This window comes from Actinacidiphila sp. bgisy160, assembly GCF_057707815.1.
On record NZ_JBYIQW010000037.1, the window covers coordinates 38,996 to 56,837 of the forward strand.

Annotated in this window: 17 protein-coding genes and 1 riboswitch; of the genes, 5 read left to right on the plus strand and 12 right to left on the minus strand. The window is 72.3% G+C overall.

Annotated elements, in window-relative coordinates:
- Positions 1 to 101: 101 nt before the first annotated feature.
- The 5 genes from AC3EUJ_RS25550 to AC3EUJ_RS25570 all read right to left on the minus strand — a co-directional run bounded on the left by AC3EUJ_RS25550 (position 102) and on the right by AC3EUJ_RS25570 (position 6,164).
- On the minus strand, positions 102 to 1,127 hold the full coding sequence (locus AC3EUJ_RS25550; protein ID WP_431965196.1) for an ABC transporter ATP-binding protein: 1,026 nt from the start codon (positions 1,125 to 1,127) through the stop codon (positions 102 to 104).
- Entirely contained in the window at positions 1,127 to 2,740 is a 1,614-nt protein-coding gene (locus AC3EUJ_RS25555) for an ABC transporter permease (RefSeq protein ID WP_431965260.1), read from the minus strand. The genes AC3EUJ_RS25550 and AC3EUJ_RS25555 overlap by 1 nt, the downstream gene beginning before the upstream one ends.
- 68 nt (positions 2,741 to 2,808) lie before the next feature.
- On the minus strand, positions 2,809 to 3,894 hold the full coding sequence (locus AC3EUJ_RS25560; RefSeq protein WP_431965198.1) for a thiamine ABC transporter substrate-binding protein: 1,086 nt from the start codon (positions 3,892 to 3,894) through the stop codon (positions 2,809 to 2,811).
- A riboswitch (TPP riboswitch) is annotated at positions 3,886 to 3,990 on the minus strand. Its footprint overlaps the gene before it by 9 nt.
- Positions 3,991 to 4,057: 67 nt before the next feature.
- Positions 4,058 to 5,164 (minus strand): dual-specificity RNA methyltransferase RlmN, encoded by a 1,107-nt coding sequence (rlmN, locus tag AC3EUJ_RS25565; RefSeq protein WP_431965200.1) that lies wholly within the window; start codon positions 5,162 to 5,164, stop codon positions 4,058 to 4,060.
- A 337-nt stretch (positions 5,165 to 5,501) separates the two neighbouring features.
- Positions 5,502 to 6,164 (minus strand): Type 1 glutamine amidotransferase-like domain-containing protein, encoded by a 663-nt coding sequence (locus tag AC3EUJ_RS25570; RefSeq protein WP_431965202.1) that lies wholly within the window; start codon positions 6,162 to 6,164, stop codon positions 5,502 to 5,504.
- A 410-nt stretch (positions 6,165 to 6,574) separates the two neighbouring features.
- Between AC3EUJ_RS25570 and AC3EUJ_RS25575 the strand changes: the two genes are divergently transcribed.
- The 3 genes from AC3EUJ_RS25575 to AC3EUJ_RS25585 all read left to right on the plus strand — a co-directional run bounded on the left by AC3EUJ_RS25575 (position 6,575) and on the right by AC3EUJ_RS25585 (position 10,130).
- Positions 6,575 to 7,297: an SMI1/KNR4 family protein gene (locus AC3EUJ_RS25575; protein WP_431965204.1), complete on the plus strand. Its 723-nt coding sequence runs from the start codon at positions 6,575 to 6,577 to the stop codon at positions 7,295 to 7,297.
- A gap of 439 nt (positions 7,298 to 7,736) precedes the next feature.
- Positions 7,737 to 8,474 carry a hypothetical protein gene (locus AC3EUJ_RS25580; protein ID WP_431965206.1) on the plus strand — a complete coding sequence of 246 codons (738 nt, stop codon included), beginning with the start codon at positions 7,737 to 7,739 and terminating at the stop codon, positions 8,472 to 8,474.
- A 252-nt stretch (positions 8,475 to 8,726) separates the two neighbouring features.
- Positions 8,727 to 10,130: a vanadium-dependent haloperoxidase gene (locus AC3EUJ_RS25585; RefSeq protein ID WP_431965208.1), complete on the plus strand. Its 1,404-nt coding sequence runs from the start codon at positions 8,727 to 8,729 to the stop codon at positions 10,128 to 10,130.
- Between the two features lie 175 nt (positions 10,131 to 10,305).
- Here AC3EUJ_RS25585 and AC3EUJ_RS25590 read toward each other — a convergent pair whose 3' ends face one another.
- Entirely contained in the window at positions 10,306 to 10,695 is a 390-nt protein-coding gene (locus AC3EUJ_RS25590) for a DUF6233 domain-containing protein (protein WP_431965210.1), read from the minus strand.
- A 186-nt stretch (positions 10,696 to 10,881) separates the two neighbouring features.
- Between AC3EUJ_RS25590 and AC3EUJ_RS25595 the strand changes: the two genes are divergently transcribed.
- Positions 10,882 to 11,721 (plus strand): sulfurtransferase, encoded by an 840-nt coding sequence (locus AC3EUJ_RS25595; protein WP_431965212.1) that lies wholly within the window; start codon positions 10,882 to 10,884, stop codon positions 11,719 to 11,721.
- Positions 11,722 to 11,758: 37 nt separating this feature from the next.
- Here the strand turns inward: AC3EUJ_RS25595 and AC3EUJ_RS25600 are convergent, their stop codons facing one another.
- The 5 genes from AC3EUJ_RS25600 to rpsB all read right to left on the minus strand — a co-directional run bounded on the left by AC3EUJ_RS25600 (position 11,759) and on the right by rpsB (position 16,335).
- On the minus strand, positions 11,759 to 12,760 hold the full coding sequence (locus AC3EUJ_RS25600) for a phosphatidate cytidylyltransferase (RefSeq protein WP_431965214.1): 1,002 nt from the start codon (positions 12,758 to 12,760) through the stop codon (positions 11,759 to 11,761).
- Positions 12,761 to 12,875: 115 nt separating this feature from the next.
- Positions 12,876 to 13,433, minus strand: a complete 558-nt coding sequence (frr, locus tag AC3EUJ_RS25605) for a ribosome recycling factor (RefSeq protein ID WP_319159891.1) — start codon at positions 13,431 to 13,433, stop codon at positions 12,876 to 12,878.
- A 134-nt stretch (positions 13,434 to 13,567) separates the two neighbouring features.
- On the minus strand, positions 13,568 to 14,332 hold the full coding sequence (gene pyrH, locus AC3EUJ_RS25610) for a UMP kinase (protein WP_431965216.1): 765 nt from the start codon (positions 14,330 to 14,332) through the stop codon (positions 13,568 to 13,570).
- Positions 14,333 to 14,492: 160 nt separating this feature from the next.
- Entirely contained in the window at positions 14,493 to 15,329 is an 837-nt protein-coding gene (tsf, locus tag AC3EUJ_RS25615) for a translation elongation factor Ts (protein WP_431965218.1), read from the minus strand.
- A 115-nt stretch (positions 15,330 to 15,444) separates the two neighbouring features.
- A complete protein-coding gene (gene rpsB, locus AC3EUJ_RS25620; protein ID WP_431965220.1) occupies positions 15,445 to 16,335 on the minus strand; it encodes a 30S ribosomal protein S2 in 891 nt (296 codons plus the stop codon).
- 285 nt (positions 16,336 to 16,620) lie between these two features.
- Between rpsB and AC3EUJ_RS25625 the strand changes: the two genes are divergently transcribed.
- On the plus strand, positions 16,621 to 17,265 hold the full coding sequence (locus tag AC3EUJ_RS25625) for a murein hydrolase activator EnvC family protein (protein ID WP_431965222.1): 645 nt from the start codon (positions 16,621 to 16,623) through the stop codon (positions 17,263 to 17,265).
- Here AC3EUJ_RS25625 and AC3EUJ_RS25630 read toward each other — a convergent pair.
- On the minus strand, positions 17,234 to 17,791 hold the full coding sequence (locus tag AC3EUJ_RS25630; protein WP_431965263.1) for a TetR/AcrR family transcriptional regulator: 558 nt from the start codon (positions 17,789 to 17,791) through the stop codon (positions 17,234 to 17,236). The two genes, AC3EUJ_RS25625 and AC3EUJ_RS25630, sit on opposite strands and share 32 nt — an antisense overlap.
- Positions 17,792 to 17,842: the final 51 nt, after the last annotated feature.

Consider the following 17,842-nt stretch of genomic DNA (forward strand, 5'->3'; position numbering starts at 1 on the left):
GGGTTGACGCGGGCTCCGGGGCCCGTACGACCAGGGCCGGGCCCGCAACAAGGTTCGGCCGTCCTGGCCTCCCGCGGGCGGGGCGGCCGGCGGGACGAGGTCTACCCGCCCAGGACGACGACCTCGTCCACCGCGAAGGAGACGCCCACCGTGTCGCCCTCGGCCGGGGCGTCGCGCAGGGCGCAGCCGGCCTCCAGCGGTGGGCCTTCCTCGGGGCGCAGGAGGAGGGTGACCTGGTCGCCGCGGAAGGTGCGCGCGAGCACGTGGCAGCGCAGCCCGTCCTCGGCCGGGACGAGCCGCACGCCGCCGGGCCGGACGAGCAGCCGTCCGGCGCCCTGTGCGGAGCCCGGGGGGACGGGGACCTTGCCCCAGACGGTGTCGGCGGCGTCGCCGGTGACGGTCGCGGCCACCACGTTGTCGAAGCCGAGGAAGCGCGCGACGAACTCCGAGGCGGGCCGATGCCACACCTGCAGCGGGGTGCCGATCTGCTCGACGCGTCCGTCCCGCATGACGACAACGCGGTCGGCCAGCGCGAAGGCCTCGCTCTGGTCGTGCGTGACGGCCAGCACCGTGGTGTCCAGCCGACGGAACAGCCCGCGCAGCTCGACCACCAGCCGCTCGCGCAGGCCCCGGTCGAGCTGGCCGAGCGGCTCGTCGAGCATGAGCACCCGTGGCCCCGGTGCCAGGGCCCGGGCCAGGGCGACGCGCTGCTGCTCACCGCCGGACAGGGACGCCACGGCGCGCCGCTGCGTGCCGGGCAGGCCGACAAGCTCCAGCAACTCACCGACGGTGCGCTCCCGTTCGGCACGACCGGCGCCGCGCATGCGCAGGCCGAAGTCGACGTTCCCGGCGACGTCGCGCTGCGGGAAGAGCTGGTGGTCCTGGAACATCAGGCCCACGCCGCGCCGGTGCGCGGGAACACCCGCCTGGTCGCGGCCGGCCAGCAGGACGCGCCCGGCGTCCAGCGGCTGCAGCCCGGCGACGACCCGCAGCAGCGTGGACTTGCCGCTGCCGCTGGGCCCGAGCACACAGACCGTCTCGTGCTCGGCGACCTCCAGGCCCACGGCGTCCAGGGCGGTGTGGCCGCCGAAGCGCACGGTGGCGCCGTCCAGTCGCAGCAGCGACATCAGAACTCCCCCGACCTGTCGATGCGGATACGTTCCAGCGCCAGCAGCGCACCCGCGCACACCAGCATCAGCACGGTGCTGAGCGCCATCGCCTGGCCGTAGTTGAGCTCCCCGGCCCGCCCGAGGAAGCGGGCGACCGCGACCGGGAGGGTGGGGTTGTCGGGGCGCGCGATGAAGACGGTGGCGCCGAACTCGCCCAGGGACACGGCGAAGGCGAAGCCGGCCGCCACCAGCAGCGCCCGCCGCACCAGCGGAAGATCGACCTCGCGCCACACCCGCAGCGGGGAGGCGCCGAGCACCGCCGCCGCCTCGCGCAGCCGGTCGTCCACGGCACGCAGCACGGGAAGCATGGTGCGCACCACGAAGGGCACCCCGACCAGCGCCTGGGCGAGCGGCACGAGGATCCAGGAGGAGCGCAGGTCCAGCGGCGGCTCGTCGAGGGTGATGAGGAAGCCGAAGCCGATGGTCACGGCCGAGGTGCCGAGCGGCAGCATGAGCAGGGCGTCGAAGCCCCGTACGAGACGCCCGGCCCGCCGGGTGAGGGCGGCCGCGGCCAGCCCGCCGACGACCAGGGCGATCGCGGTGGCGGCGGCCGCGTACTGGAGCGAGTTCCAGACCGCGGCGACCGGCGCCACCAGGAAGGTCCCGCCGCTGCCCGCCACCGAGCCCAGCGCCCGGTAGTAGCCGAGGCCGTAACCGTCGGGTCCGTGCAGCGAGCGCTCGGCCAGCACGCCCAGCGGCAGCAGGATCAGCAGCGCGGCCACACCGAGCACGCCCGCGAGCAGCCCCCACTCGCCGGCGCCGCGCGGCCGCCGCGCGGTGCGGGCCGGGTCCACCAGCCGCAGCGCGCTCTCCCTGCGCCGCACGGTCCCGGCGTGCACCGCGAGGATCGCCGCGACGGCGGCGAACTGGACGATCGTCAGCACGGCCGCCGTCGGCAGGTCCAGCAACTGCGCGGTCTCCCGGTAGATCTCCACCTCCAAGGTGGAGAAGGCGGGGCCGCCGAGGATCTGGATGACGCCGAAGGAGGTGAAGGTGAACAGGAAGACCATGAGCGCGGCCGCGGCGACGGCCGGCGCGAGGGCGGGCAGCGTCACCTTGCGCCAGGCCGCGAGGCGTCCCGCGCCGAGGACCCGCGCGGCCTCCTCCTGCCTCGGGTCGAGCTGTGCCCACAGCCCGCCCACGGTCCGTACGACCACGGCGTAGTTGAAGAAGACGTGCGCGAGGAGGATCGCCCAGACCGTGGTGTCCAGGCGCACCCCCCACAGCTCGTCGAGCAGCCCGCCGCGCCCCAGCAGGGCGAGGAAGGCCGAACCGACGACCACCGTCGGCAGCACGAAGGGCACGGTCACCACCGCCCGCAGCACCTGCTTGGCGGGGAAGTCGAAACGGGCGAAGACGTACGCGCCGGGCAGCGCGATCGCCAGGGTGAGCGCGGTGGAGGCGGCCGCCTGCCAGCAGGTGAACCACAGCACGTGCAGGATGTCGGGCTCGCCCAGGACCTCCGCGAACCGGCCGAACCGCCACCGCCCGCCCTCGCGGAGCCCGCGGGCGACGATGGCGGCGACCGGGTAGCCGAAGAACAGCCCGAAGAACACGACCGGGACGGCCATCAGGCCGAGCCGTACGGCGAGCGGCCGGACGGCCGTCGCCCCGGCGCGCGTCCCCTCGGCGGACTTGGTTACTTCAGCACGAGCGAGGACCACGACTTGACCCACTGCTCCCGGTTGTCGGCGATCTTCTCCGGGGCGACGGTGGCCGGGTCGCTGATCACCGGCGCGTACTTGGTGAAGACCTCGGGCAGCTTCGCGTCGTCGCGCGCGGGGTTGACGAACATGTTGAGCGGCATGTCCTCCTGGAAGGCGCGGCTCAGCAGGAAGTCGACGAGCGCCTTGCCGCCCTCGGTGTTCTTCGCGCCCTTCAGCAGGCCGGCGAACTCCACCTGCCGGAAGCAGGTGCCGGTCGCGACACCGGTCGGCCCCTGCTCGGGCTGCGTCTTCAGGCCGAGCACCTCGGCGGGCGGGCTGGAGGCGTACGAGACGACCAGCGGCTTGTCGCCCTTGCCGCCGCCCGCCCCGGAGAAGGTGTCGTAGTACGCCTGCTCCCAGCCGTCGACGACCTGGACGCCGTTCGCCTTGAGCTTCTTCCAGTAGTCCTCCCAGCCCCCGTCACCGTACGCGGCGGTGGTGGCGAGGAGGAAGGCGAGCCCAGGTGAGGAGGTGGCGGCGTTCTCGGTGACCAGCAGGTCCTTGTACTCCGGCTTGACGAGGTCGTCGAGGCCTTCCGGCACGGGCAGTTTGTGCTCGGTGAAGTACTTCCGGTCGTAGTTGACGCAGACGTCGCCGAAGTCGATCGGGGTGACGCGGTGCTTGCCGGCGTCCAGTTGGAGCGCGGCGGGCACCTTGCCGAGGTCCTTGGCCTCGTACGGCTCGAACAGGTCGTTGTCGAGGGCCCGGGACAGCAGGGTGTTGTCGACGCCGAAGAAGACGTCACCCTGCGGGTTGCCCTTGGACAGCACGGCCTGGTTGACCGCGGCGCCGGCGTCGCCGCCGCGCAGCACCTTGACGGTGTAGCCGGTCTGCTTCGTGAACGCCTTCAGCACGTCCTTGGACGCGGCGAAGGAGTCGTGGCTGACCAGGGTGACGGTCTTGGAGGCGGTGCCGCCCTCGCCCTTGGCGGTGTCGTCGCTGCCGCAGGCGGCGAGCGCGCTCGCGCCGAGCGCGACGGCCAGTGCGGTGCCGGCCACACGCCGACGGGTGGTGCTCATGTGGTGACTCCCTACGCCGGTATGACCCGGATCAGGTCCGAGGGTCTGCGGCCGTGCCGCACTCTCAGCGCTCTGCGCGCTCCCCTGTCGGATGTTCTTTTGTGTGATGTGCGTGACGTCGCGGCAAACAGCCGCAAACGACCGTCACCATAGCAAGCGCAGTTCAGCGCTCGGAAGCCGCCAGCTGCCCGCAGGCGCCGTCGATCTCCTGCCCCCGGGTGTCCCGGACGGTCACCGGCACGCCGTGCGCCTCCAGCGCCGCCACGAACGCCCGCTCGTCCTCGGGACGCGAGGCCGTCCACTTCGAGCCGGGGGTCGGATTGAGCGGGATAAGGTTGACGTGCACGCGGCGACCCTTGAGCAGCCGGCCCAGCAGGTCGGCCCGCCACGCCTGGTCGTTGATGTCCCGGATCAGCGCGTACTCGATCGAGACCCGGCGCCCGGACACGTCCGCGTAGTGCCACGCGGCATCCAGCACCTCGCGCACCTTCCAGCGGGTGTTCACCGGCACCAGGGTGTCGCGCAGCTCGTCGTCGGGCGCGTGCAGCGACACCGCGAGCCGGCACTTGAAGCGCTCGTCGGCGAAGCGCAGCATCGCCGGGACCAGGCCCACCGTCGACACGGTGATGCCCCGCTGGGACAACCCCAGCCCGTCCGGCTCCGGGTCGGTCAGCCGGCGGATGGCGCCGACGACACGCTTGTAGTTCGCGAGCGGCTCGCCCATGCCCATGAACACGATGTTCGACAGCCGCGCCGGACCGCCCGGGATCTCCCCGTCCCGCAGCGAGCGCATGCCCGCCACGATCTGGTGCACGATCTCCCCGGTGGACAGGTTCCGGTCCAGGCCCGCCTGGCCGGTCGCGCAGAACGGGCAGTTCATGCCGCAGCCCGCCTGCGAGCTGATGCACATCGTCACCCGGTCCGGGTAGCGCATCAGGACCGACTCGACCAGCGTCCCGTCGAACAGCCGCCACAGCGTCTTGCGCGTCGTGTCGTTGTCGGTGCTGCTGTGCCTCACCACCGACATCAGGTCCGGCAGCAGCCGCTCCGCCAGCTTCCCCCGCGCCGCCGCCGGGATGTCCGTCCACGCGGCCGGGTCATCGGCGTAGCGCGCGAAGTAGTGCTGCGACAGCTGCTTGGCGCGGAACGGCTTCTCCCCCAGCTCCGCGACCGCCTCCCGGCGCTCCTCGGGCGAGAGATCGGCAAGGTGCCGCGGGGGCTTCTTGGCTCCGCGCGGCGCGACGAATGTGAGTTCTCCGGGTGCAGGCATGGTGCTACCAGTGTCGCAGATCGATTCGGCGCCCCCAGGTCAGACGGGTGAGGGTCCTGTCACCTTCCGGCGGCCCTTTCACGGCCCAGGGCGGCCCAGACAAGGCCCTGCAGTCGCCGACCGCCTGCGGGACGGCTTCGGGAGCCCGCAGTCGCATCGGCCCTGCGGATCCGCGCGTCCGCGGCATCGAGCTGGATCTGTGGATACAGCGCCGGATCACCCGCAGGCGTTCCAAGCCCCGGAAGGATTCACACATCCGTTCGATACGATCGGGGTCGCCACCGCCCTCGACACCGAGGCTGCGCAGGAGGGACGCGACATCACGAATGCCGGGCGGCTATGACCCGAACTTCGTCCATTGCCCTTCGGAGACCACCTCGACGGAGCCGTCGACCACCTTGATCGCCGTCTGTTCGTCGATGGCGTAAGCCGGGACGCCGATGTCTGCGGCCCAGCGCTCTGCGTCAGCCAGGGTGTTCTGCGGGAAAGCGTCCAGGTGCGGGAAGATCGAGAAGTCGACGACCCCCAGAGTGCGGTCGTCCGGCGCGGACGGCCACTCGACGAAGTACGCCCCGATCCGGGGCGTCATCACCATGCTTCCGGCGCTCACTCCCACCCAGACCATCTCGGGCAGCGAAGGCAGCAGATCGGCCAGCCCGGACTCCCGCATCCAATGGCACAGATACGTCGCGTCGCCGCCGTCGACCAGGAGCACGTCGGCTTCCCGGACCCAGGGGACCCATCGCTCCGCGCCGATGGTGGGCAGTGCGGTGAGCTCGAGGACACCGAGAGACGCCCAGCCCAGGCCGGACAGGTACTGCCACGTGGGCTCGGCGGCCGCCAAGCCCCGCACCGATACCGGACCGCACATCGGGTGACCCCACTGAGCTGTCGGGACGCAGAGGGCACGGCACTCGGCGACCGGCTTGCCGAGGAGCTGCACAAGTGCCGAGTGAATGCTCGGGTTCGTGACGCCGCCTGATGTGAGCAAGAGCTTCACGGTGCCTCCACATTCGCGCGCGGAAAAGGGGTGTACCTGAAAGACCCGGGACCGTGCCGAAACTCATCGCGTACCAGTCCGGGCTCCCGGGCAGCCAGAAGTTCGGGGCTTGCGCCCGCCACTTCGGCCGGCACGGTGAACCGAACACCGTCGTCTTGACCGCCGTCCGGGAACGTGGACGTGTCCCAGCGCACACCAGCCCGGGCGGGGCCTCCGGCTGCGTTCGCGGATCGCATGGCAGCGACCCTACGATCGGGCGCACGCAGCCGAAAGACCCGCGCCCGGAAGTGAACGAGCCGGACACCCGCCCCACTCCTCGGCGTCACTCGTCCCGATGGCCCGTGCGGCCTTGGGAACGGCTACGCCGGCCCGGCACCTTCCCTGGGCACGCCGGCGGTAGCGTCTGCGTCATGTCTGACGCGCTCGACGTGGCGATGGCCCTGCGTGGCGGGGTGACCGGCCGCTCCCAGGCCTGGGATTTCGTGCGCCGCTTCGCCGACGAGTGGACGGGCCGTCCCTTGCGGCCCGAGGACGGCTGCACGGCCGTGGAACTGGACGCTACCGAGGCCGAGTTGGGCTTCGAGCTCCCCGCCGCCCTGCGGGAGGGCCACGCGCTGGTCGGCCGCCGTGACGACCTGACCCGGCAGCAGGATCCCCTGGTCCCGCCGATGGGGCTCCATGTGGTCGACGGCTGCGGCGGCATCCTGGTCTTCCGCGTCGAGAACCAGGGCTGCGCCGCATGGGGCATCCCTCTGGACCGGGTCGAGGAGGACGATCCGCCCGTGGTGGTGGAGTCGCACGAGGGATGGGTGCCCTTCCTCGACCGGATGTCCGTGGCCTGGGTGGAGCTGGTGCTGAGCGAGTCGCTGCTCGGGGTGGGAAGCCTGTACGACGCCTGCGAGTTGCCGGAAACGCTCCTGCCGGACCTCGAAGCTCACTACACGCGAGTCGACCTGCCCGACCATCCGATGTGGGCCGGCGCGGAGGACTCGCCCCTGCGCTGGTACGCGGCCCCGGGCCGCCTGCTGCGCCGCGACGGCGTGCTCGACCACTGCTGGCTCCACGCACGCGGACGCACGGCCGCGGATCTCGAGCGGATCCGCGGCGACCTGCCGGCCCGATGGGTCGCCTGATCGCTGGTTCGGTGAGCGTCCCGTCGCGGCGCGGCGTTCGCGGCGGCTCAGCCTCCTCGACGCTCCCCTCGCCGGCCGGCTCGTCCGTCGAGGCGTCCGCCACCTCAGCCACCTCGTCTGCGCTTAGGTCCCGGCCAGGCCTCATCCGTTTCCACAGCTGCGTCATGAATGGTGCCCGGCCTGCATCTTGGGGCCTGGTGCCGTCTGCCCCGCGAACGTTGGCCAGCGCCGTACGGCCCACGGACTGTCAGGTTCTGTCGAGGCACGGGGTGTCGATCGGGTGACTACGGCCCGATGGCCGGGAACGGGCTGCGCCACTGGGATGACCTTGGCGCCGGACGCCGGTGGGCGCGGGTACGGATCCCATCGACAGGGGCCCGAGCCGTGCCGGAAGGCCCTCCGGTTCGGTGCCGGCCGCAGATCGACGAGGAGTGTCCCCATGAGCCCTGCAGACAGGACCCCGCCGCCCTCCAGGTGGTCCCTTCGACGGTACGGACGGCTCGCGGGCGCGGTCGTGCCGGCGGCCCTGATCGCCGCCACGATATCCGCGGCCTCCCTGACGACGGCTCAGGCCGCCGACACGGACGACGCGGCCACGCCCGCGGCCTCGGCGCCGGGCTTCCCGTGGCCCGACCCGTACGGCGACCACCGTTATCCGTACCCCGACGAAGACCCCGGCCCCGGTCCGGGACCCGGCCGCGACCCGCTCCTCGGCCCCGGCCGCGGTCCGCTCCTCGACGACGGTCTCCTCCTCGACCTCGCCGGTCCCCTGATCGGCCCGGGGCGCGGGCCCTTCGTGGCGGCCCCCTACCCCGGCCCCGGCAGGCTCTCCGGGTGCGACATCGACTCGATCGGCGTGGCCAATGCGACCGACGACCGCGATTTCTCCGTCGCCGTGGTCCGCGGCCGGACGTTCGTCGGGCAGCGCGACACCGCCTGGGTGGGCGGCGCCTACACCTGGCAGGACCTCACCAGGCTCCCTGGATACCCGGTCACCGGCGTGTGCGGGGCGAGCGTGAGCGCCTCCTCGCCGACGGACCTGTCGGTCAAGGTCATCACCTTCCGCGGCGACGTGGCGGAGAGCCGCTGCACCACCGCCGGCACTCTCCCGGTCTGCACCTCCTGGAATCCGCTGCAGGGCCCCTTGCAGGCGCCGCCCCCGATCTCCGTCCCCTGAGCGGGGCGGGCTGACGGCCCGTCGCAGTGGTGGCCCGCCGAACGACGGGGACCGCTGTGGCCGGTCGTACGAGGAGCACTCGTCCTCGGGTGGGTCCCGCCCCTGAGGCGGAGGGCGGGACCCGGCCGCGCACCTGACGCGCCAGGCGACCGTCACGTCCGCTGATGGGTAGGAAGCACGTCGATGGGGCCCGAACCGGGCGGGAATTCCCTCCGGTCCGGTTCGGGCCCGGCGTCGATGAGGAGTCTCCCCATGAGCCCCGCAGTCAGGACCGCTCCGCCCGCCGGGCGGCTCTCCCGGTGGTGCCGACGGCTCACCGGCATGGTCGTGCCCGTGGCCCTCGCCGCCACGGCGATATCCGTCACCGCCCCCGCCCCCGCCCAGGCCGCCGGCACGAACCGGGAGCCCGCGGCCGATCCGGCCGCGATCCGTGAGTGGAACACCATCGCCGCGGACGTCATCGGCACCAACCTCGGCCCGACCCGGCCCTCCGGGCAGGCCGTCGTCTGGCACGGGTTCGTCTCGGTCGCCGTCTACAACGCCGTGGTCGGCATCGAGGGCCGCTACGCCCCCTACAAGTGGCACGCGCGCGGACCCGCCGGCGCGTCACCGGAGGCGGCAGCCGTGACCGCCGCGCACGACGTCCTGCTCTGCGACTTCCCCGCGTCCCGGACGTTGCTGGACGCCGCGTACGCCGGCTCCCTCGCGAGGATCCCCGACGGCAACGCCAAGCGGCAGGGCGTCGCCTTCGGGGCCCGCGCCGCCGACCGCGTCATCCAGCTCCGGCAGGGTGACGGCCGGTTCGCGACGGTGGAGTTCACCACCGCGCCCGCGCCCGCGCCCGGCGTCTGGCGTGCCACCCCACCGGGGAACCTGCCCTTCATCGACACCTGGCTCGCCCGGCTGCGCCCGCTCCTGCTCACCTCACCGTCCCAGTTCCGGCCCGGCCCCCCGCCCACCCTCACCTCGGACCGATACGCCCAGGACGTGAACGAGGTGCGGACGATGGGCGCGAGGACGGGTTCGTCCCGCACCGCGCAGCAGACCGAGACCGCGCTGTTCTTCGGGGGCAACCTGGCCGTGCAGCTCCAGGCCGCGTTCCGCGACCACAGCGCCCGCCACCGCCTGGACATCGCCGACACGGCCCGGCTGTTCGCCGCGGCCAACTCCGCGGCGACCGACGCCGTGATCACCACGTGGGACGCCAAGCTCCACTACGGATCCTGGCGGCCGCTCACCGCCGTCCAACTGGCCGGGACCGACGGCAATCCGGCGACCGAGCCGGATCCGCAGTGGCAGCCGCTGCTCGTCACGCCGCCGCACCCCGATCACATCAGCGGGCACGCCGCGGTCGCCGGCGCCGTGGCCCAGACCTTGACCGGGCTCTTCGGCACGCCGCGCCTCGACCTCACCTTCCCGTCCGACGCGACGGGCACCACACGGCACTACGACGACGCCGTGCGGTTCAACCAGGACATGATCGACGCCCGTGTCTGGGCCGGCATCCACACCCGCACGGCGGACACCGAGGGGTGCCTCGCGGGCGCCCGCGTCGGCCTCTGGGCACTGGCGCACTACTTCCGGCCGCTCCACCCGGCGCACCCCGGCTCACCGCGGCCCGTCCCGCCGACCTGTCCGCCTGGCACCTCCGGTTGAGCGCGGCCGGGGCCGTCTGTGCCGACGCGGCGCCCCGAGCGGTTCCGGGCACTGGAGTGCCCGGAACCGCCGGCCCGGGAGCCGGATCCCGGCGGAAGAAGGGGAGGACCGGTTACGACGGTAAGACGTGACTGTCCGTCATGCGCGCTCGGCAGCAGCACACGACTTCGCGTCGTCACGGGGTGCGCCCCGATTCCGGGCGGCAGACCTCGCAGGGTGCGACTTCCGGCATGCCGAGGGCAACCTCGAACTCCTGCCGGTTCAGCCGGCCGCCACCGGGGACACGACAGTCGTCGCGGTGGAGGACGCCCCGGCCCGCGCCGCCGCGCGGATCGGGCACGCTCTGCAGCCGCCAGGCGCGGGCGGGGGTGCGAGCGCGGCTTCCGGCCGGGACCCGCGGGGGATCGCCGGTCTCACCCTCCGCCCCCGCCGCGCCCACGGTCGCGGCCACGGTCGCGGAACCGGATTCCGCCTCCTGGATCTTGGCGTCGACTGCGGCGATCTGCATCTGCAGATAGAGGCGTATCACCCGCAGGCGCTGCGGATCCGGAGGAAGCTCGTACACACGTTCGAGTGTAAGCGGCGGACGGACCACGGACCAGCGTCGCGCGCCGCCTCACCCTGCGATCGCCGTCACGGCGCGCGGCGCCGGCGCAGGTCAGTGCGGGGTGTCGGCAGCGGGCCCGCACAGCGGCGGCGCCGCGGGCACGGCCGGCTTCCCGGCCCGGCCGGGCTGCGCCAGGATGGGCCGGTGAACACGATCATCAGCGCCGCGGAACTCGCCGCCGCCCTGCGCGAAGGACCCGCTCCCGTGCTCCTGGACGTCCGCTACGAGCGCGGAGGACCGTCCGGCCGCGCGGCGTACGAGGCGGGCCACATCAAGGGCGCGGTGTACGTGGACCTGGAAGCGGAACTCGCGGGACCGGCGGGCCCGGGCGGCCGGCATCCGCTGCCCGACGCCGGGTTGTTCATGGAGGCGATGCGGCGGGCCGGGGTGCGCGGGGACAGCCGCGTCGTGGTCCACGACGGCGGTCAGGGCTGGGCCGCGGCACGGGCCTGGTGGACCCTGCGCTGGGCGGGGCACAGGAACGTACGCGTGCTGGACGGCGGACTGCCCGCCTGGACGGCCGCGGGAGGCGCACTGACCACGGGGGGCGCGGCGCCGGAGCCCGGCGACTTCGAGGCCGTACCGGGCGCGCTGCCGGTGCTCAGCGCGGACGACGCGGCGGCCCTGGCCCGTACGGGGGTGCTGCTCGACGCGCGGGCGGCCGAGCGCTACCGGGGGGAGGTCGAGCCGCTCGATCCGGTGGGCGGCCACATCCCGGGGGCCGTGTCGGCGCCCACCGCCGGCAACGTCACCGCCGACGGCACCTTCCGCCCCGCCCGCGAACTGGCCGGCCGTTTCGCCGCTCTGGGGGTCACCGCGGACGGCGGCAGGGTCGGCGTGTACTGCGGATCGGGGGTCTCGGCCGCACAGCAGGTGCTGGCCCTGGCGGTCGCGGGGATCGACGCAGCGCTGTACGTCGGCTCGTGGAGCGAGTGGAGCGCGGACCCCGCCAGACCGGTGGCGAGAGGGCCGCAGCCGGGCTGAACGCCTGGGGGCCGGGCCCGGACGGGCCGGTCGAGGCTCAGCCCGAGCCGACGAAGACGACCAGCAGCAGCCACACCACGGGGGCGGTCGGCAGCAGCGAGTCGAGGCGGTCCATGATGCCGCCGTGACCGGGCAGCAGCTTGCCCATGTCCTTGATGCCGAGGTCCCGCTTGATCATGGACTCGCCCAGGTCGCCGAGGGTGGCGCTGACGGCCACGGCGAGGCCCAGCAGCAGGCCCTGCCACCACTTGCCGTCGTCGATCAGGAACTGCAGGGACAGCGCGCCCGCGGTCATCGCGAAGGCGATCGCGCCGAGCAGGCCCTCGCGGGTCTTGCCGGGGCTGATGCGGGGAGCGAGCTTGTGCGTGCCGAAGCGCCAGCCGACGGCGTAGGCACCGGTGTCGCTGATCACCGTGAGGAGCAGGAACACGAACACCCGCCACGGGCCGTCGTGCGCCGCCAGCATCATCACCACGAACGTGGCCAGGAAGGGTACGTAGAAAGCTGCGAAGACACCCGCCGTGACATCGCGCAGGTAGTTCTCCGGGGGTTCCGTCATGCGCCACACCAGGACGGCGAGCGCGGTGAGCGCCATCGCCACCCATGCGCCCTCCGCACCGCGCACGTAACCCGCGACGACCATGGCGGCGCCGCCGACGGCGAGCGGCACAAGGGGAGCCCGGATCTCCTTGCGCTCGGCCAGGCGCGAGGTCAGCTCCCACAGGCCCACCACGACCGCCGCGGCGACGACGCCCACGAAGACGTACTTGACGATGAAGAGCGAGGCGATGATGACGACGCCGAGGCCGACGCCGACCCCTATCGCGGCGCGTAGGTTGCGGCCCGCGCTCTTCTTCGCCCGGCCGCCGTTCCCGCCCGCCGCCGAAGGCTGCGGCACGGAACGGTCGGGCCGGGCGGAGTGCCGCTCGGGTTCGGGGGTGTCTTCGCGGAACAAGGGGCCGCCCACCCGGGTGCCCACCTCATCCTCGCCTCCCCAGGAACCGGCGTGTGGCGAGGGCCCCCAAGAAGAGTCGTTCACGGAGTTTCGCCTCGCGTTTTCGTCCGGTCCGGGTGGGTCGGATGGGTGGTCGGGTGGATGGGTGGCTCAGCCGCGGACGGACCGGGCCGGGGAGCGAATCCGGCAGCGCGCCGGATCAGACCTCCAGCAGCTCGGATTCCTTGTGCTTGAGCAGCTCGTCGACCTGTGCCACGTACTTGTGGGTCGTGTCGTCGAGCTCCTTCTCCGCGCGGCGCACCTCGTCCTCGCCCGTCTCGCCGTCCTTGACGAGCTTGTCGAGGGTCTCCTTGGCCTTGCGGCGCACGCTGCGGATCGAGATCCGCGCGTCCTCCGCCTTGCCGCGGGCGACCTTGATGTACTCCTTGCGCCGCTCCTCGGTGAGCTGCGGGAAGACCACCCGGATGATACGGCCGTCGTTGGTCGGGTTGACACCCAGGTCCGAGTCCCGGATCGCCTGCTCGATGTTGCGCAGCGCCGAGTTGTCGAACGGGGTGATCACGGCCATCCGCGCCTCGGGCACCGCGAAGGAGGCGAGCTGGTTGATCGGGGTCGGGGCGCCGTAGTAGTCCGCCACGATCTTGTTGAACATCGCCGGGTGGGCACGGCCGGTGCGGATCGCGGCGAAGTCCTCCTTGGCGACCACGACGGCCTTCTCCATCTTCTCCTCGGCTTCGAGGAGGGTCTCTTCAATCACCATGTGCTCCTGGTATTCAGAAGGCAGAGCCTCGGCCCTTGCGCGCGTCTTTCCTGCACGGTGTCCGACCGGCAGCGTCTTGTCCATCCCCGTTCCGGGCGGATCGCCGACCGGGTTGCGGCCGGCGCCTGCCGTCAGCGGGCGCCCGTGTCGTTGACGAGCGTGCCGATCTTCTCACCCTTCACGGCTCGCGCGATGTTGCCCTCCGCGAGCAGTTCGAAGACGAGGATCGGGAGCTTGTTGTCCTGGCACAGCGTGATCGCCGTCAGGTCCGCGACGCGCAGGTCGCGGGCGATGACGTCGGCGTACTCCAGGGCGTCGAACATCACCGCGTCGGGGTTCGAGCGGGGGTCGGAGTCGTAGACCCCGTCGACCCCGTTCTTGCCCATCAGCAGCGCCTCGGCGTGGATCTCCAGGGCGCGCTGGGCGGCGGTGGTGTCGGTGGAGAAGTACGGCATGCCCATACCGGCGCCGAAGATCACCACACGGCCCTTCTCCAGGTGGCGCACGGCGCGCAGCGGGATGTAGGGCTCGGCGACCTGGCCCATGGTGATCGCCGTCTGCACGCGCGACTGGATGCCCTCCTTCTCCAGGAAGTCCTGGAGGGCGAGGCAGTTCATGACCGTGCCGAGCATGCCCATGTAGTCGGAACGGGCCCGGTCCATGCCGCGCTGCTGGAGCTGGGCACCACGGAAGAAGTTGCCGCCGCCGATGACGACGGCGATCTCGTAGCCGTCGCGGACGACCGCGGCGATCTCACGGGCCATCGTGTGCACGACGTCGGGGTCGACTCCGAGTCCCCCTCCGCCGGCGAAGGCCTCGCCGGAGAGCTTGAGCAGGTACCGGCCCTTGTGCGTGCTGCCGGTCTCGGTGGGTGCCTTGTCGGCGTCCTGTTCCATGGAGGTCTCCTCGTGCACGTACGAAGAAGGCCATTGCCGAGGGTCCGTGATGGTTCCCTGTGGGCAATGGCCTCCTCGTCACAACTGCGGCCTGCCGGTGAGCGGCCGGCTGCGTACGACCCTATCGGGGCCGTCGGTCTGTCGCTTGCGCGGTGGTCGCTCAGACGCCGACGCGGAAGCGGGCGAAGCGCTTCAGCGAGACGCCGGCCTCGTCGAGCACCTTCTGGACGGACTTCTTGTTGTCCTTGGCGAAGGCCTGCTCGAGAACGACGTTCTCCTTGAAGAAGCCGTTGACGCGACCCTCGACGATCTTCGTGAGGGCGGCCTCGGGCTTGCCCTCCTCGCGGGCGGTGGCCTCGGCGACGCGACGCTCGTTCTCGACGGTCTCGGCGGGCACCTCCTCGCGGGACAGGAAGGTGGGGGCGAAGGCGGCGATGTGCTGCGCGACGTCCTTGGCGACCTGGGCGTCGGCCTTGTCCAGCTCGACCAGGACACCGACCTGCGGGGGCAGGTCGGGGCTGGTGCGGTGCAGGTAGGAGGCGACGTAGCCGTCGGTGAACTGCGCGAAGCGGTCCAGGACGATCTTCTCGCCGAGGGTGGCGTTGGCCTCGTCGACGAAGGCCTGGACGGTCTGGCCGTCCTTGATCTCGGAGGCGAGCAGCGTCTCCAGGTCGGCCGGCTTGCTGGCGGCGACGTGGGCCGCGATGGCGTCGGCGGCGGCGATGAACTTGTCGCCCTTGGCGACGAAGTCGGTCTCGCACTTGAGCTCGACGAGGACACCCTCGCTGTTGTCACCGGCGATCAGGGACACGACGGCGCCGTTGGAGGCGGAGCGGCCCTCGCGCTTGGTGACGCCCTTCTGGCCCTTGACGCGGAGGATCTCGACGGCCTTGTCCAGGTCGCCCTCGGCCTCCTCGAGCGCCTTCTTGCAGTCCATCATGCCCGCGGCGGTCAGCTCGCGGAGCTTCTTGACGTCGGCGGCGGTGAAGTTCGCCATGGTCTGTCAGTCTCTTCTCGGAAGTCGGTGGATCCGGTGAGCGGTGGTTCTACGGACGAACGGCGGGGGCCGGAGCCCCCGCCGTCCTCACACGCATCGGAAGGCGGGCTGAGGCTCAGGCCTGCTCGGCGTCGGCGGCGGGCGCCTCGGCGGTCTCGGCGGCGGGCGCCTCGGCAGGGGTCTCAGCCGGAGCGGCCTCGGCCGGAGCAGCCTCGGCGGCGGTCTCCTCGGCCTTCGCCTTGTCGCCCTCGAGCAGCTCGCGCTCCCAGGCGGCGAGCGGCTCACCCTCGGCCTTGTCACCGGCGGTGGCGGCACCGGAGCGGGCGATGAGGCCCTCGGCGACGGCGTCGGCGATCACACGGGTCAGCAGGGTGACGGAGCGGATCGCGTCATCGTTGCCCGGGATCTTGTAGTCGACCTCGTCGGGGTCGCAGTTGGTGTCGAGGATCGCGACGACCGGGATGCGGAGCTTGCGCGCCTCACCGACGGCGATGTGCTCCTTCTTGGTGTCCACGATCCAGACGGCGCTCGGCACCTTCTGCATCTCGCGGATGCCGCCCAGGGTCTTCTCCAGCTTCTCCTTCTCACGGGAGAGAACCAGGAGCTCCTTCTTGGTGAGGCCGGAGGCGGCCACGTCCTCGAAGTCGATCTCCTCGAGCTCCTTCAGGCGCTGCAGGCGCTTGTAGACGGTCGAGAAGTTGGTGAGCATGCCGCCCAGCCAGCGCTGGTTGACGTAGGGCATGCCGACACGGGTCGCCTGCTCGGCGATGGCCTCCTGGGCCTGCTTCTTCGTACCGACGAAGAGGATGGTGCCGCCGTGCGCGACGGTCTCCTTGACGAACTCGTAGGCGCGGTCGATGTACGACAGCGACTGGAGCAGGTCGATGATGTAGATGCCGTTGCGCTCGGTGAAGATGAAGCGCTTCATCTTCGGGTTCCAGCGGCGGGTCTGGTGCCCGAAGTGGACGCCGCTTTCCAGCAGCTCCCGCATCGTGACGACGGCCATGGCCGTACTCCTAGAGATACTCGGTTTTCGCGGCCGCCGGACGGCGGCCACGCCTGACGCCCCGAACGCGCCGTGCCACGAGGGACCGAGGAGCGCGTCCACCGCTCGCTGTAGGGCAGTGGCGGGGCGTGCGAAGTCGACCCGGTGACCCGGATCGCCATGGAAAGTGTACGGGACCGCCGGAGCGGCGGGCGACATCGTGCCTGGGGGCGGGGGCCGTCCGGGGTTGTCCACAGGCCGGTTCCATGATCGTCCCGATGTGGCGGAACACGTCATCGTTGGAGCATGAGGACATACGTGGTTGTGGTGTTGGCGGTGCTGTCGTGGCTGGCGGGGCTCGTGCACCCGGTGGGGGCGGCTGTTCGGACACCGGTCGTCCCGGCCGGCGGGGACGCGGAGCGGGCCTGGCCCGTGGCGCCGTCCGGCGGACAGCGGCGACCGGTCGTGGAGCGGGGCTTCGATCCGCCGGCGGTGCCGTGGGCTGCGGGGCACCGCGGGGTGGACCTGCGTGCGGGACCGGGCGCACCGGTGCGCGCGGCGGCGCCAGGCAAGGTGTCGTACGCCGGGCAGGTGGCGGGGCGCCAAGTGGTGGCGATCGAGCTCGCGGGTGGCCTGCGCATCACGTACCAGCCGGTGCGCGCCTCGGTCGCGGTGGGCGACAGGGTCGGCGCGGGGCAGGTGGTGGGAGTGCTCACCGAGGGCCCGTGGCACTGCACCGGCGGGTGCCTGCACTGGGGGCTGCTGCGCGGGGAGGTCTACCTCGACCCGTTGTCGCTGCTGCCGGAGCGGCTGCTGCGCGGTGGGCCGTCGCGGCTGCTGCCGGTCTTCGAGGTGCCCTTGCCCGACAGCCTGGGCGGGGCGGTGGGGCCGGCCGGAGCCCTCGGAGCGATACGGCCGGTCAGCCCAGGACTCCGCGCAGGGCCATGGTGACGGCCGCGTCGGCGATGGTGTCCGGCTCCTCGGCGGCGCCGAGCTCGATCCGGCGGACAGCGGAGTCGACGATGCCCTGGAGCAGCATCGCGGTGAGCCTCGGCTCGCGGTGGCCCAGCGAGGCGAGGGCCGCGACGACCATGGTGACCAGACCGCCGTGGGCGGCACGGATCTTCTCGCGGGCGCCGACGTCGAGTTCGCCCGCTGAGATCGCGACCACGGCGCGGTGCCGGCGGTCACCCACGAGCGCGAGCTGGCTGCGGACGTAGGCCTCGATCTTGGCCTCGCCGGTGGGGGCGGCCTCCATGGCCGCCTCGACCTCGGCCGCCCAGACGGGGAAGTCGACGGCGCACAGCTCCTCGACGACGGCGGCCCGGGAACGGAAGTACTCGTAGACGGAGGACCGGGCCAGCCCGGTGCGCTCCGCCAGGGCGGGGAAGGTCAGGGCTTCCGTCCCGCCCTCGGAGAGCAGACTGCGTGCGGCGTCCAGCAGGGCGTCGCGTTGCATCGACCGGTGCTCGGCCACCGAGGCCGCTCGAATCTTGGGCACCTCACCACTGTACGGAAGCGGTCCGCC